This window comes from Brunnivagina elsteri CCALA 953 (genome assembly GCF_002289455.1).
Taxonomy (GTDB): Bacteria; Cyanobacteriota; Cyanobacteriia; order Cyanobacteriales; family Nostocaceae; genus Brunnivagina; species Brunnivagina elsteri.
In genome coordinates, this window is sequence record NZ_NTFS01000106.1 from 1 (window position 1) to 16,993 (window position 16,993).

Here is a 16,993-nt window from a genome sequence, read left to right on the forward strand (position 1 = left end):
ATACTTTTTTTGTTAAGTTTTTTTACTAGCCTTTCAAGCTACAGATGTAAACTACAAAAATAAATAATTGCCAAAATCTAGTATCATGGGAAGGGTGGGGAGACCCCACCCCTACAATTGTGGAGAATTTATTTCTTGGTGTTCTCTTATGGTGCAATAAATGAATTTGCCATTTGTAACAAATCTCTTAACTTACCTGCTTTGATTCCTGCTGTGTATCGAACCCCTTTGAATTGCCATGTCAAAGTTGAGTCAGAACAATTTGCACCACATTTGGCATCAATAAAATAGGCAGTAATCCCATTTGCCAGTTTGACTGTTTTACCTAAGAGACGGGGTGTTGTTTTTGTTACAGTTTTTGCGCTGATATCACCGAATCGACAAGCATTTCCACCACCACAGTCAGATGTGAATCCAAGTATAATTCCATATTTATTTGCTGTAGCGGTTTCGATGACAGCGTAAAGTTTATTTTCTCCTTCAGAACCAGGAATTATTCGGGGTAGTAAGATTGGGAATTTACTGATGGATTTTAGTTTGGGTAAAATTGGTAGAAAACTGGGATGGATTTTTGTTTTTGCGACTTTTGTTGTTTGAGGTTGTATTTGCACTAATTTTTCTAATTTAAAGTTCTGTGATTTAGGAGTTTTGACAACAGAAGCATTGGCTGTATGGGTTGATATAGTTGCACTTGCAAGTAATAAGAATCCCCAGATTACAGTATATTGTTTCAAGTATGAAATCATTTTCTCATCCTGTACTAATAACTTAAGCTACAAGATGTTAATACATATTTAGGGCAAATTACTGCATTCCAGTTATTAAAAGTTTTAAATTCAAAATTAAAAACTAAAAATTTAAAATATTTAGGGATTCTTCGATTTCCATATCTAAAATGAGTTCGCGGGTTTTGCGATATTCGGTAATGTTTCCTTGTTTATGATATAAGTCTACGGCTTTCTTTAAGTCTTCTATAGCTCCTTGTTTATCACCTAATTCCCATCGAAAATGTCCACGATATAAATAAGCATCAGCATCAGTAGGATTGATTTTAATGACTTGGCTAAAGTCTTCTATTGCTCCTTTTTTATCGCCGATTTCATAACGAGCATTTGCACGGTTAAAGTAAGATTCGGTATTGTGGGTATTTGTTTTTAGAGCTTCAGTATAATCGGAAATTGCACCTTCATAATCTCCAGTTTTATAGCGAGAATTAGCACGTTTTTTATATGCTTCCGTGCTATCAGGAATAACTTCTTCAATTTGTTCTGTAATCTGATTTGTAATTTGGATAAGTGCTTTGAAAGTTTCTTGATTATTTTTGGTAAAAATGTTTTGCAAATAATCATTATTAAAAGTATTGTTATTCAATTTATGAGAATTTGGATTGAGCTTAATTGCCTGTGTATAATCTTCGATCGCACCTTGTTTGTCTCCTAATTGCGAACGAGTATAAGCACGATTGATATAAGCAAATGAGTCATTGGGATTAATTCTAATTGCTTGGGAGAAGTCTTCTATTGCCCCTTCGCGATCGCATATCTGAAATCGAGCTAAACCACTGCGTTGATAAGCTTTAAAATGATTCTGATTTATCTGAATTATTTGTAAACAATCCCTAATTGTCCCTTCATAATCGCCAAACTGATACTTTGCGATCGCAATTTTATAGTAAATTTCTGTAGTCGGATAATTTCGATTATTACTTAACTTTAATGCTCCATTATATGATATGATAGCAGCCTCGTAATCACCGCGCTCAAAGCTATCATTACCTGTTTGGATATATAATTGAATTAATTCTTCTGGTTGATTATGTAAATCATCTTCTTCATGCTCATATTTATTAGTTTGATTATGATTTAAACTATTATTTGAAGTAGCGGGAGAAATATATTGATAAATTGCAATTTTATCGCGATGATAATTGTTAGCAGAATTAGGATTATAGTTAGAGCTATAATTAGAACTCAAATTAGAATTAAACGTTTGCAAATAAGATGATAAACCCCCACCATAAAGTAACTGGTCAATTCCAAATGTGATTCGACCTGTTTTTAGTTTTATCATTTTAGTTGGAAGAAAACCCGCTAAAACTAAATGATATTCAGCTTGTGCTTCATTGACTTTTTCTTGAATTAAAATGCAAACTATAACGGTATTCTTTCTAACTTCTTCGGCTGTAACCGACCATTTTACCGTATCAATACTACCGCAACGAGATTTAACCTCTATCCCAATTAATGGATTAGAAGAAAGAGTAAAATCCACATTTCCATCACCACCAATTCGCTTTTCATAGTCAACTTCAGTAATAAAACCAGCTAACCTTTCCTTGACTACCTCTTCCCCCAACTTTCCCTTCAAAAAACTAGTAAAAACATCCCGTACTGGGGAAACCCGTTTGTACTTTTCTGCCATTTGCCAGCAGAAATTCCGTAAATAATTTAATCTCTCACCAGAGATTATTGATAACTCACTATGTTGTCCTTCGGTTTGACAGTGAAGCAGCGAACCGGATAATATCCTGTTGATAAAATCTGATTGGAGCGATCGCAGTACGGTAATCCAGTCCATTAGTTAGAATATCTGCGAGTCGGGGATATAGATAGGGATATAGATTATTCTATTAACTTAAGCGCTTTTAGCAAAGGGTTCTTAACAGTTTTTTAATTGAACTTGATTATCAAGCTAACCAAAATCTATGTCTCTCAACTATCAACGGATTACAGTAGTTCAAAATGACATTACAAAGTTAACGTAGTTTTTCACTCTCCCCCCATCTGCAAGGTTTGGCAATATAGGTAAAAGTAGGGGTGACTATAGTGTGGTAATGTAAAAAAAGAATTTAGTAAAACACGAATGAATCGACTGAGTAAAGAAGACCTGGCACAAATGAACCGGGACTACTTCCAATCTCTGGATAAACAGAAATTGGTGGAAGTTGCGGGAAATCTTCATACTCTAGCAGTCGAACAACTAGAAAAATTAGAGCAAAACTCAAGCAATAGTTCCTTACCCCCATCATCAGACCAATTCAAAAGCCCAGAAAAAGAACGGTTGCAGTTGGTAGAAGAAACAGGATGTGAAACATCCAAAACTGAACCAGTTGGCGAAGAGCCGGAAATTTTAGAAGAAAGCGGGAAACTAAAAAGCAAGGGATTTGAGAAAAAAAAGCCGGGAAAGCAAAAAGGAGCTAAGGGAATATGGCGAACAACACCCTTGGTTCCAAGTCAAACCATATCCCATCATCCAGAAACTTGTGCATCCTGTAATAGTCCCTTAGAAATAAACACCTCTGCAAAGCCCTACATGGGTTATTACGTATTAGAACTAGAAAAATTAGAGTCTGGAATCGAGATAGTATGTACGCTTCATCATTACTATCAAGCAACTTGCTCTTGCGGACACCACACGGTGAGTAAGCCACAAGTTGGGTTTGTTTCGGTAGTTGAAGGAAGAAGCAAAGATTTATGCTTGCAGGAATATGGACTTGTCGGTCCGATGTTGGCAACGTTTATTGCAACTCTTGCGGTACGATATCGAATATCTCGACCCAAAATTAGAGAGCTATTGGATGATTGGGTTGGGGTATCCCTTTCCGTTGGCACAATCGACCGTTGTATTCGAGAAGTGGGAATAGCTTGTTCCCCGGTAGTTGAGGAATTAATTGAAGAATTGCAATCGGCAGAAATAATCCACCTTGATGAAACGCCCTGGTATGAAAAAGGGAAATATCGATGGTTATGGGTAGCCATTACAAGTACAATCGCGGTTTTCCACATCGGTAGTCGTCGCAAAGAAGAATTACTGCGGTTAATAAGTCATGCATTTGTGGGATGGCTAGTAACTGATGGCTATGGAGCTTACATTAGTTATCCAAAACGCCAACATTGTCTAGCCCATCTCATCCGTAAAGCGATTGCTTTAACAGAGGCAGTAGATAAAGAAGTTGCAGATTTGGGACAGTGGCTATTAGAAGAACTGAGGGAACTGATACATGAACTTGCCACTGGCGACGGGGATAAGGATGAAACCGACTCAAACCCCTCTCGCCTCTACCGAGTCTGCCGATTAGCTACGGGAATAGAGCATAAAAAGTTAAAGGCTCTGGCAAAAGAGATTTTAGCAGATTGGGATGCTGTGGTTGCGTGTTTCTATCATCCGCAATTACCGCCTACTAATAATGAGGCAGAAAGGGCTTTGCGACATGCTGTTATTGCCCGACGTATTAGCTATGGTACTCGTTCTAGCGAAGGTAGTCTCGCCTATTGTTCGCTTTTGAGTGTGATTGAAACTTGTCGTCTCAGAAAAGTTGACCCTTGGGCTTATATTGCAATGATTCTTACCCAGGCTCGTCGAGGTATAAAACATCCTCCTATTCCTGTTGCTTCTTAATCGTTTTTCAATAGGGGAGAGTGAAAAACTGCATTTGATTACGAATACGAACGTAATGGAACAGCCAATATCTTTATGTTTACAGAAGCATTGTCTGGGTGGCGTAAAACAGTCATTAGTGAACGTAGACGGTTGACTGGGCAACAGAAATTAAGCACTTAATCGACGACGACTATCCCGATAGCGAAAAAGTCATTTTAGTATGTGATCAGTTAAATACTCACAAACTTGCCTCACTATATGAAGCAAATATCTTTCGGTAAACGAAACCAAGATGTTAGCGATCGCCATAAGTGAGGGATGCTTCTACTCGCACCATTGTGACTTACGTCGATTTTAATTGGCGAGATATTTTCCACTCTGACTTCAACCGAAACAAGCGATTTACCAAAAGTTGCTGTCCAGAGTAAGGTTCACCATGAAGACTTGAAAGCCTGAGGGGGTGACAATCTAGCTTCAAAACCTTATGCAGCAAGGATTATAGAGGAGTATCCGAGAAGAAGATAAAAGTTACTTTAGAACCTTACCCAACAAAAAACAAGACTTTTGGGCTAGGCTTATTGATAATAGAATCAACAAAGCTAAGAAATGGTATTTATCTTTTTATGACACACTCGCTTAAAACTCTTGCTGTGTCTTGAGTTCAAGAGTTTTCGTCACCCCCTCAGCTTGAAAGCACTAAAGGCTATAGACATCTCATCAATAATCCTTAAAATTGGAATAGTCAAGACGTAGACTAAATCACTTGCTTTTAAGATTAGTTGCTGATATTTTGGGAGCAGAAATTGGTATAGTTAAAACCATCTCGATACTGATATTGTTGCATCTCAAAAGTGAATCTTTACATCTATAAGTCAATTTAATTGCGGTTGTTAACCGTCTATTAAACTGACCATAAAACTTGCTGCTAATTTCCCAATCTTTTTAATGGAATTTTGGAATAATATATGGTATCTACCAATATGATTCGCTTTTCTCAGTTTAATGCATCGCTGAATCGTAACGCTGAAGGTCAATTAGTTACTGATTTATCTACACCTAATAATGCTCAAGCCAAAGCTGTAGCAGAAATCATCCAACGCTCCAACCCAGATGTACTACTAATCAATGAGTTTGACTACGTACAGTCAAACCCTCTGCAACCCGTACAGCTATTACAGCAAAATTATCTCTCGGTCAGTCAGAACGGTGCAACACCCGTTAATTATCCCTACGCTTATATTGCTCCTTCCAACACGGGGATTGCTTCGGGGTTTGATTTAAATAACAACGGTGCAACCGTTACAACTCCCGGTGCGGCTGGATATGGTGATGATGCTTATGGCTTTGGGAATTTTCCTGGTCAATTTGGGATGTTGCTACTGTCGAAATATCCCATTGATACAGCAAATGTCCGCACCTTCCAAAATTTTCTGTGGAAGGATATGCCAGATTCCCTACTTCCAACCGTTGCAGTGCCAGGTTCTACAACTTCTTTCTATTCACCTGAAGAACAAGCGGTATTGCGTCTCTCCTCCAAAAGCCATTGGGATGTTCCTATTAAGATAAATGGTGAGACAGTTCATGTTTTAGTTAGTCATCCCACACCACCAACTTTTGATGGTGCAGAAGACCGTAACGGTAAGCGCAACTCTGACGAGATTCGCTTCTGGGCAGATTATATTACACCTGGTAAAGGTAGTTATATTTACGACGATAAGGGTAATAAGGGCGGTGTTGCAAGCGGTTCAAGCTTTGTAATTATGGGCGACCAAAATGCTGACCCATTAGATGGTGATAGTTTTAACAACGCGATTCTGCAACTGTTACAAAACCCCAACATAAATACTAATTCCATTCCTACCAGTGCTGGTGGACCTCAACAAGCTGTTTTACAAGGTGGTTTGAATCCTGCTCACAAAGGTAATCCGGCTTTTGATACTGCTGATTTTAGCGATACTGCTCCGGGTAACTTGCGGACTGATTATGTATTACCCTCCACTGACCTGCAAATTAGTAATTCTCAGGTATATTGGCCCCTCAATACTGACCCCAATTTCCCGTTAGTTGGCACTTTTAATGCTGCTCTCCCCGGTGGTTTTCCTAGTTCTGACCACCGTTTAGTATATGCAGATGTGCAAGTGGGTGCAACCCAAGCAGGTAGAACCATCCCTGATGCGAGCTTCTTGGGGCAACAGACCTTTGCGACTAACTTTATCCCCACTGGTGCAGCAGGAACAGTTAATGGAGTACCGACTGCGGTAGGTGGATTATCGGGTGTGGCTTATGACGCTGCTAAAAATCAGTACTATGCAATTTCTGACGACCGTTCGCAATTTGCACCGGCACGTTTCTACACTTTTACCGCTAACCCAGCAACCATTGCCACAACTGGAGTAACTTTTACCAATGTTACCCCCATCAAAGATGCTAGTGGTAATTTATTCACACTTAATAGCCTCGACCCAGAAGGTATTGCATTAACCAACAACAATACAGTCTTTATTTCCTCCGAAGGTGAAGCAAACCCTTCCGCAGGAAGAGTAACAAATCCTTTCATCAAAGAATTCTCCTTAGCTACAGGACAGGAAATTCGTTCCTTAGCTGTTCCAAGTAAATTTTTCCCAGTAGTACAAGATACCAACGGCAGCGGTACTATTAATGCTGGTGATACTCAGATATCGGGGGTTCGCAATAACTTAGCGTTAGAAAGTCTGACTATAACCCCCGACCAAAAGACTTTATACAGTGCGACAGAAAACGCTTTGTTCCAAGATGGTACAGTTGCTACTCCTACTAGCGGCACTCGTTCCCGGATTCTGCAATACAACTTGGCTTCGGGTCAACCTGAAAAGGAATATATCTACGTCACCGATCCAGTTGCAGTTGCTCCCAATCCCGAAGGTGCATTTAGCACTAACGGTTTAGTAGATTTACTGGCAATTGATAACCGAGGGACAATGCTAGCTTTGGAGCGTTCCTTTTCCACATTGCCTGTTGGTAGTGGTACGGGTAACACTATCAAAATCTATGAAGTTAGTTTGCAGGGAGCGACTGATGTTAGTACCATCAATTCTCTAAGTAGCTTAAGCGCAACTCAACTTAAAGCGTTAGAACCTGTTCAAAAACGGCTGCTGTTGAATCTTGATGACCTGGAGTTGCCAACTGGACTCGATAACGTCGAAGGTTTGGCATTTGGTCCGAAGTTAGCTGATGGTCGTCAGTCGATTGTGTTGGTTAGCGATAACAACTTTAGCCCAACGCAATTTACCCAAATCTTAACTTTAGGTGCTGACTTAGTTCCCACCGTAGCACCCACAGTGGAAACCCGTCCCGATTTAATTGATGATGGAACTTTACCATTCAGTCAGCGTGCTGATGCCGATGACCCTGCTATCTATATAAATTCCACAGATAGTGCCAAGAGTTTTGTTGTCACATCGGTTAAAAATGGTGGTTTGCGGATTTATGACCTTTCAGGTAATTTGTTGCAGACGATTAACCCTAACAATATTCGTTACAACAACATTGATTTGCAATACGGATTTAAATTGGGCAGTCAATCGATCGATATTGCTGTGGCAAGCGATCGCAATAACGACAAGCTCGCAATTTTCCAAATCAACCCCAACCCCACCACACCCGGTGAATATTTAACAGATATTACCGATAGTAATATTGGGACGATATTCCAAGCAGCACCCTTTGAGGCTCCCTATTCAGCTTCATCTCGTAGTGCTTACGGGTTAGCCTTATACCGCAGTCCAGCGACAAACGACTCCTATGTTTTTACCAATCGTCGCCAAACTGGAGATGTGGCTCAGTTTAAACTGGTTGACAAAGGTAATGGTAAAATTGGTGTGGAACGAGTACGTAATTTTACTGTACCGGCTACTACCGATCGCGAAGCTCAACTCGAAGGTATGGTGGTAGACCAGGAAACCGGCTTCCTCTACATTGGACAGGAAGATGTGGGTATCTGGAAGTACCAAGCAGAACCCAATGGAAGTAATACAGGTAAGCTAATTGACCGGGTGAAAGACCTGGGTGGTACTCGTTTGGAGGAAGATGTCGAAGGATTATCTATCTATTACGGCAAAAACGGTACAGGTTACTTGTTAGCGTCTAGTCAAGGAAATAACACCTTTGCTGCCTACACCCGCGAAGGTAATAACGATTACGTCGGTCAGTTTGCTGTTGGTAACAATGGTGGAATCGATAGCGTTCAAGAATCTGATGGTGCGGATGTCGTAAACGTACCTGTAGGACCCAATTTCCCCAATGGTTTATTTGTTACCCAAGACGGTAGCAATTTACCAGCGAGATTAGTGGAAGATGATGGCGAAATTGAGAATATCAGCACTAACTTTAAGTTTGTGCCTTGGGAAAATATTGCTAACGCTTTCTCAACTCCTTTAAATATCGATACCACTTCTTATAATCCTCGCACTCCTGTTGCACAACCCAAAATTACGACTTACGATTTCACTAACTTACCAAAGTTAGGAACAACCTCCAAAGGTCAAGATATTCTCTTAGGTGGTTTTTCGGGATTGTATTTCCAAGGACTTGCGGCTAATGGCAACTTGAAGTTTGTTACCCATACAGACCGAGGTCCCAATGGTGAACCCACAGGTCAAAATAGACCATTCTTCTTGCCCAACTTCCAGCCAGAAATCGTTAATTTTGAACTCAACCGCACATCAGGTCAAATAGACATTACCAAACGAACTGGGTTATTCCGTCCGGATGGCACAACCCCGTTAACTGGATTGCCGAACCTGCAAGCTAAAGCCAATAATCTTGCCTATACCGATGAAATTGGTGTTGACCTTGACAACAAAGCTTTAGCGAACGACCCATTAGGTGCAGATTTAGAGGGAATTGTCGTTGCACCCAATGGTGACTACTGGATGGTGGACGAGTACCGTCCGGCGATTTACCATTTTGATATTAAGGGTAAGCTGCTTGAGCGCTTTATTCCCAAGGGAACTGCTGCTGCACCTAACCCCGTTCAACCTGCTGGCACTTTTGGTATTGAGATATTGCCAGAAGTTTATGCCCAACGCCGTAGTAATCGCGGCTTTGAGGCTGTGGCTTTGGAAGGCAATAAGCTTTATGCTTTTATTCAAAGTGCCATTGATAATCCAGATAATGCTGCGAATACAGCATCCAGCACTTCCCGCAATCTCCTAGTTTTAGAATTTGACGTAGTTTCTAAAACGGTAACTGGCGAATATCTATATCTTCTCGACGATATTACAGGTACTGGTACTGCCAAAACCGACAAAATTGGTGATGCAGTTTCGCTGGGTAACGGTAAATTTGCGGTTGTTGAACGCGATGATCTTGCTACTAATGCCTCGAATAAACTGATTTACCAAATTGACTTAGCTGGGGCAACTAACATCAATAACCCTGCTAACTTTACTTTGCCAGCAGGTAAGACCATCGAACAATTGACCCCTGCGGAGTTAACAACTGCCAAAATTAACCCTGTAAGTAAGAGCCTAATTGCGAATGCAGCTAAATTGGGTTACACCGGGGTTGAAAAACTAGAAGGTTTGGCACTGGTAGCACCTAATACTCTTGCCCTAATTAACGACAACGATTTCAACGTTACAGGCAATTCGCCAACTGAGAGACTTGGTATTTTAGAGTTACCGAATAATCTACCAGTTGCAAAACCAGCTTTCCCAAACAGTGTAGCCAGTGGTGATACTACCCAAAACTCGACTGTATTGTGGACGCGGAGCAATAATATCGGTGCTGTCAACTTTGAATATTCTACCAAAGCTGACTTTAGTACCATCGTTGGCACCAAAACAGCGGATGTTATCAATCCCTTGCAACCCGTCAAAGTTGATGTTACAAGTTTAACTCCTAACACTGAATACTTCTACCGCGTTACCGATGCAACAGGCGCGAAAGCAACAGGTAAATTTAACACATCTGCTGCACTCGGTACTCGTACTGGCTTGAAGTTTGGTGCTTCTGGTGACTGGCGCGGCGAACTTAGCCCTTACCCGGCAATTGCCAATGCGGATACAAGTAACCTTGAGTTCTTTGTGGAACTGGGTGACACCATCTACGCTGATTACCCATCCCCAGCAGTGAGAAATCCTGATGGGACTGAGAAAGAGCAAGCGATAACCTTGGATGATTACCGTGCTAAACATGACGAAGTTTACGGTAAGCGCTACGGTCAAAATACCTGGGGCGACCTGCGGGCAAATACCTCCATCTTGGCAACTGTTGACGACCACGAAGTTGTTAATGATTTTGAGGGTGGTAAATTGCTCGATGCTGCTTCTGCGGCAGACAAAGTTTTATACGGTGCAACTTCGGGCTTAGTCAACGATTCACCTCTATACGACAGGGGTTTCCAAGCCTTCCAAGAATACAACCCCTTAAAAGACCTATCATACGGTGCGACAGGGGATACCCGCACTGCCAACGAACGTAAACTTTATCGATACAACACTTACGGTAGCGATGCTGCCACTTTTGTGCTAGATGCCCGTTCGTTCCGCGATGAAGGATTGACAAATGTTGGTAACCTCAGCGACCCAACTCAAGTCGGTACTTTCCTAGCACAGTCCTTTGATCCGACCCGAACTATGTTGGGTCGCCAGCAAATTGCAGACCTCAAAGCTGACTTGTTGAAGTCTGAGACAAATGGTACTACCTGGAAGTTTGTAATTGTCCCAGAACCGATTCAGAATTTAGGTGTGCTGGCTGCATCTGACCGATTTGAAGGTTATGCTGCCGAACGTAGCGAAATCCTCAAGTTTATCGATGACAACAAAATTAATAACGTTGTCTTTGTTGCTGCGGATATTCACGGCACTTTGGTAAATAACCTTACCTATCAATCGGGAGTTGGACAGCCACAAATTGCTACCAATGCCTTTGAAATCTCCACAGGTTCGGTTGCTTTTGATGCCCCCTTTGGACAAACTGTAGCTCAGTTGGCAATAGGTGCAGGCTTGATTAACCCCCAACAAAAGGCTTTCTACGACTCGCTACCCATTGCTGGTGATGCTGATAATGTCCCCAATGATAAAGATGACTTTATCAAGGAAATTGTTAACAACGGTCTAACTGCCCTTGGTTACGACCCCCTTGGTTTGGATAACAACCTGGCGATCGCTAACGGTAAGATTAATGCCAAATTACTCCAAGGTGATTACATAGCTTCTCATACCTACGGTTGGACTCAGTTCAATATTGACGAGAAAACTCAGAAACTCAAGGTAACAACCTACGGTATCGACCCATACACCCGGCAGGAGTTGGAAGCAAATCCTAGCGCTATTACCAGTCGTCAACCCAAGGTTGTGAGTGAATTTGAGGTTGCCCCAGTTGCCCCAGATTTGGAGTTAAGCCAAACTGTAAACAACGCTAGTCCTCAAGTCGGGGAGCCGGTAACTTTCACCCTCACCCTCAATAATAAAGGTGCTGGTAATGCGAGTGGTGTTGAAGTCACCGACTTGTTGCCCAAGGAATTGACTTTTGTTTCTGCTACACCCGACCAGGGAACCTACGACGCAGTAACAGGTTTGTGGAATGTAGGTACTGTCGGTACTAATGTTAGCCGCACCCTGAAAGTAACCGCTAACGTTAATGCTAACGGTGCTTTGGTCAATAAAGCCGAAGTCACAGCCATTAACCAAGCTGACATTGATTCCACCCCCGGCAATAGCATTGCCACCGAAGATGACCAAGCAGTAATTACCTTGAGTGCTGCTCCTAAAGTCAGCCTCAAAGGATTTGCTTCGCTCCCCGCAGACACCTTTGCGGACGGACCAAAATCTGGTGCTTTCATTACAGGTACCACCAACGGTCGCACTGTTCCCTTTGATAAGCAACCAGTCCAGGGATTTAGTGGAGTACAGGTAGCTGACCAAAATTCCTTCTGGTTCCTCGCTGACAATGGTTTTGGTGCTAAAGCCAACAGCGCTGACTTCTTATTGCGGCTTTATCGTGTAGACCCCAGTTTCCAAGGCTTTGAAGCGAATGGTGATGGCACTGCGAAGGTGTTGGGCAACATCCAACTGTCTGACCCCAACAAGAAAGTCCCCTTCAAGATTGTTAATGAAACTACCAGCGATCGCCTATTAACAGGTGCCGATTTCGATATCGAGTCCTTCAACTTTGCCGAAGATGGCAGCATCTGGATTGGGGATGAATTCGGTCCCTACTTGCTGCACTTTGATGCCACCGGGAAGTTATTGGATGCTCCTATTCCCACGCCAAATGTAAATACTCTCAACACATTAGGTGGTAAAACACCAATCGTTATTGGTCACAGGGGTGCTAGCGGGGAGTTGCCCGAACATACCCTTGGTGCTTACAAGCTAGCAATTGAAAGGGGTGCAGACTTCATCGAACCTGACTTGGTTTCCACCAAAGATGGTGTGTTAATTGCTCGTCACGAGCCAAACATGATTAACACCACCGATGTTGCTAAACGTCCAGAATTTGCTAGTCGCAAAACCACCAAAGTTGTCGATGGGGTTCCCGAAGAAGGCTTCTTTGCTTCGGACTTTACCTTGGCAGAAATTAAGACCCTGCGGGCAATAATGCCTCAAGGTTTCCGTACTCAAGCTTTTAACGGGTTATATGAAATTCCCACCTTTGAGGAAATCATCAACCTCGTCAAGCAAACCGAAGCTGATACAGGAAAGAAAATTGGCATCTATCCCGAAACCAAGCACCCAACTTTCCACGATAAACTGGGTTTGTCGTTGGAAGAACCACTGCTGGCAACGCTGCAAAAAACTGGGTTTACTGACCCCACTCGCGTATTCATTCAGTCTTTTGAAGTAAGTAACCTCAAAGAACTAAATGGTAAAACGAATATACCGTTGGTGCAGTTGCTGGATGCTTATGATGTTAACCTTGATGGTTCGCTAAGTTACCAGGATGTCAACGAGAAACCCTATGATTTCGTGGTCAGTGGTGACAAACGCACCTATAAAGACCTGCAAACCGTTGAAGGTTTGAAGGAAATCGCCACCTACGCTGATGGCATTGGACCTTGGAAGCGGATGATTGTTTCCGTCAAGGGTGTGGATGCGAATAATGATGGTGCTGCTGATGATATTAATAAAGATGGTGCAGTCAACGACGCTGACAAAACCACCACTCCTCCCACATCCCTAGTAAAAGATGCCCATGCCGCCGGGTTGCTGGTGCATCCTTATACCTTCCGTAACGAAGCACGTTCTTTAGCCGCAGACTACAACGGCAACCCAGCGCAGGAATTTAATCAGTATATTCAATTGGGTGTCGATGGTTACTTTACCGACTTCCCTGGTACTGGGGATTTAGTACGCGACCAAATTACCAGCCAATTTGTGCGCTCTCCTGATAACCCCGATGTTCTCAAAAAGACCGAATTTGCTACTCTCGATAAAAATGCCCCCATCGTCATTGGACACCGGGGTGCTAGCGGTTCGCGTCCCGAACATACCCTTCAATCATATAAACTTGCGATCGCAGACGGGGCTGACTTTATCGAACCCGACTTGGTAGCCACCAAGGACGGGATTTTGGTTGCCCGTCACGAAAATGCCTTAGCAATTCTCAACGCTAACGGCACAGTCAATAACACAGACACCAGCACCGATATTGCCACCCGTCCTGAATTTGCCGACCGCAAAACCACCAAAGTTATTGACGGTCGCACAGTCACCGGATGGTTTACCGAAGACCTCACCCTTGCGGAACTCAAAACATTAAATGCTATCGAGCGTTTACCTGCCCTACGCGGAACCAAATTTGACAATGACAAACTGAAAGTACCCACCCTTACAGAAATCATTGATTTAGTCAAGCAGGTAGAAACCGAAACCGGACGCAAAATTGGTATTTACCCAGAAACCAAGCACCCCACCTACTTTGCTTCAGCCCCCATCAATATGAACTTGGGGCAGATGCTAATCGACACCCTGGTTGCCAACAAATTTACCGACCTCAAACGCATATACATCCAATCCTTTGAGGTCGGCAACCTCAAGGAACTCAACGATAAGATTATGCCTGCCGCGAAGGTAGACATACCCTTAGTACAGTTGTTCGGTGGAGCCACAGACAGACCCTACGACTTTGTGGTTAGTGGTAATACCCGCACCTACGGCGACCTCACCAAACCCACAGAACTAGCTGAAATTGCTAAATATGCTGGTGGTATCGGTCCCAACAAACGGTTAATCGTACCTGCTGGTACAGACGGTAAGCTGCTAACACCGACCACCTTGGTGAAAGATGCCCACGCTGCCAACCTCCTTGTACATCCCTACACCTTCCGTAACGAAAGCGTATTCCTGGCACCCGACTATAATGGCGACCCCAAGAAGGAATTTGAACAGTTCATTAATCTGGGTGTAGATGGCTACTTTACCGACTTCCCCAGCACAGGTGACTTGGTACGCGATAAATTTGTGGGAGAAACACCAGTTTCCAACCTTGGTGGTTCCAGAGGGTTCGAGGGCATGGCAATGAGTCCCGACCGCAAGACCCTGTATCCTTTGTTAGAAGGGACTGTGGTTGGTGACCCCGCTGGTTCGCTGCGAATCTACAAATTTGATGTGGCATCGCAGAAGTATGACGGGTTGGTTGGGTATTACAAAATGGAAAATCCCGCCAATGCCATCGGTGATTTTACTGTCATCAACGACAATGAATATCTGATAATTGAACGGGACAATAATCAAGGTGCAGCAGCCAAGTTCAAGAAGATATTTAAAGTTGATTTCTCTAAGAAAGATGCCACAGGCAACGTTGCCAAGGAAGAAGTTGCCGACTTACTAAATATTCAAGACCCCAACGACTTGAATAAAGATGGCAATACTAAGTTCAACTTCCCGTTCCAAACCATCGAAGATGTGTTGGTGCTGGATAATAAGACCTTGCTAGTTGCCAACGACAATAATTATCCCTTCTCAGTTGGCAGACCCCCAGCGATCGATAACAACGAATTTATCGTCCTGGATTTAGACAAACCCCTAAACTTGGCTACCCCAGTTGTTAGCATCTTAGCTACCAGCGCAGAAGCCAGTGAAACTGCTACCAAAGCGGCTACATTCCGTATCAACCGTACAGGCAGTGTCAGTACACCTTTGACCGTTAACTATACCTTAGCGGGTACTGCAACCAACGGTGCAGACTACAACAACCTCAGTGGTACAGCCACCATCGGGGTCGGTCAAACTTTTGCAGATATCGCGGTGACACCAATTGACGATACTGTGTTTGAGGGTAGCGAAACTGTCATCTTGAACTTAACGAAGACAGCAAACTACAACTTGGGTACATCGCTTAGTGCCACAGTTAACATCGCTGACAACGATATTACCCCTGTAGCATCATTGACAAAGAACGCTGATAATGATGTCTTCAACATTCAAGGTGGCAGCGGCAAGCCCAAACTACAGGTTAGCCTCACAAGACGCAATACTAACCTCGTTGACGAAGTAGGAGTATTTACCGTCGATGATGCCAAAGGGACAATTAACGGCATTGCCCCAGGTGCAGCCGGATATACCGATGCTGCCTTGAAGCGGTCGAAAGTAATTTTATCAGCCCTTGCCAATAGTCCTAACGGCTTCGATCCTACTCAACTAACGCGATCGCTTGAATTTGCCGATGGCAACAACATCAGATTCTACTTAGTCAAAAACGGCACTACTGACTCAGCCCTAACTGGTAAAACACCTATTAACGATGTCCTGTTGTCCTCACCCACTACTCAACAAGTTACATCGGGGAATGGCGAATTTACCGTTGGTTTTGAAGACGGACAAGGTGCAGTTGACTACAATGATATTGTTATCAAACTTCAAGCCAGCAATCAAGTGTTACCTCTAGGTACAGCTTTACAAGGCAAGACCGAAGGGGAAGTCCTGGATTTACGAGGCACTACCGCTAAGGTAACAGCGGAGTTTACAGTCAACAGAGAAGCTGGATTCGACAACTTGGTTGGTTTCTATAAAGTTGTAGATGAATTTGGTGCAATTGATATTAACGGTGACGGTAAAGCTGATATCCTCCCTGGAGCAGCTACTTACGCTCAAGAAGCCATGCGTCAACGTATTGGTGATGTGAACTTAACTGTTAGCAACCAAGGTGTCGCCACCTTTAATAATATCCTCAATGGGGGTAGCATTTTAGCGCCTTTCATCATTACCAACGGTGGTACGGTAGACCAAGTATTAGCAGGGCAAACCAACCAAGTTTACTTTGCCTACCTTGGTGTCAACTCCGATAAAGTTGACCACGTTCGCTTATTAGGAGACAACACCTTTGGGTTTGAAGATTTAGCTGGTGGTGGCGACTTTGACTATAACGATGTCATTGTCAAAGCTAATTTGAAACTAGTTTAAGTTTAACCCATCACGTAGGATAGGCTTCTTGCCTGTCTTACAAACCTCAAACGCTTTTTGAGCATCCCAGCAAATGGAAAGATGCATTCACATTTTTTACTGGGCTAATTGCGAATTTTATCAATAACATCAGGACTTACGCACTGTACAAAAGAGCTATGTTGTGTATCAACGTAAATACGTTGTTTCAGGCTTTTCTCAACTACCCTTCCTTGGTGGGAAGCCGA

4 protein-coding genes are annotated in these 16,993 nt (G+C 42.9%); 2 read left to right on the forward strand and 2 right to left on the reverse strand.

Annotation, left to right across the window (positions count from 1 at the left end; all coding sequences use genetic code 11):
• Window positions 1-146: 146 nt before the first annotated feature.
• Window positions 147-746, reverse strand: coding sequence for a hypothetical protein (locus CK510_RS11715; RefSeq protein ID WP_095721877.1), 600 nt, complete (start codon window positions 744-746; stop codon window positions 147-149).
• 103 nt (window positions 747-849) lie between these two features.
• A complete protein-coding gene (locus CK510_RS11720; RefSeq protein WP_095721878.1) occupies window positions 850-2,577 on the reverse strand; it encodes a tetratricopeptide repeat protein in 1,728 nt (575 codons plus the stop codon).
• A gap of 285 nt (window positions 2,578-2,862) precedes the next feature.
• On the opposite strand from CK510_RS11720, the gene tnpC reads away from it, so the two are divergent.
• Together tnpC and CK510_RS33395 are read left to right on the forward strand one after the other, a co-directional pair.
• Window positions 2,863-4,398 carry an IS66 family transposase gene (tnpC, locus tag CK510_RS11725; RefSeq protein WP_095721879.1) on the forward strand — a complete coding sequence of 512 codons (1,536 nt, stop codon included), beginning with the start codon at window positions 2,863-2,865 and terminating at the stop codon, window positions 4,396-4,398.
• Between the two features lie 947 nt (window positions 4,399-5,345).
• Window positions 5,346-16,766 carry a phytase gene (locus tag CK510_RS33395; protein WP_095721880.1) on the forward strand — a complete coding sequence of 3,807 codons (11,421 nt, stop codon included), beginning with the start codon at window positions 5,346-5,348 and terminating at the stop codon, window positions 16,764-16,766.
• Window positions 16,767-16,993: the final 227 nt, after the last annotated feature.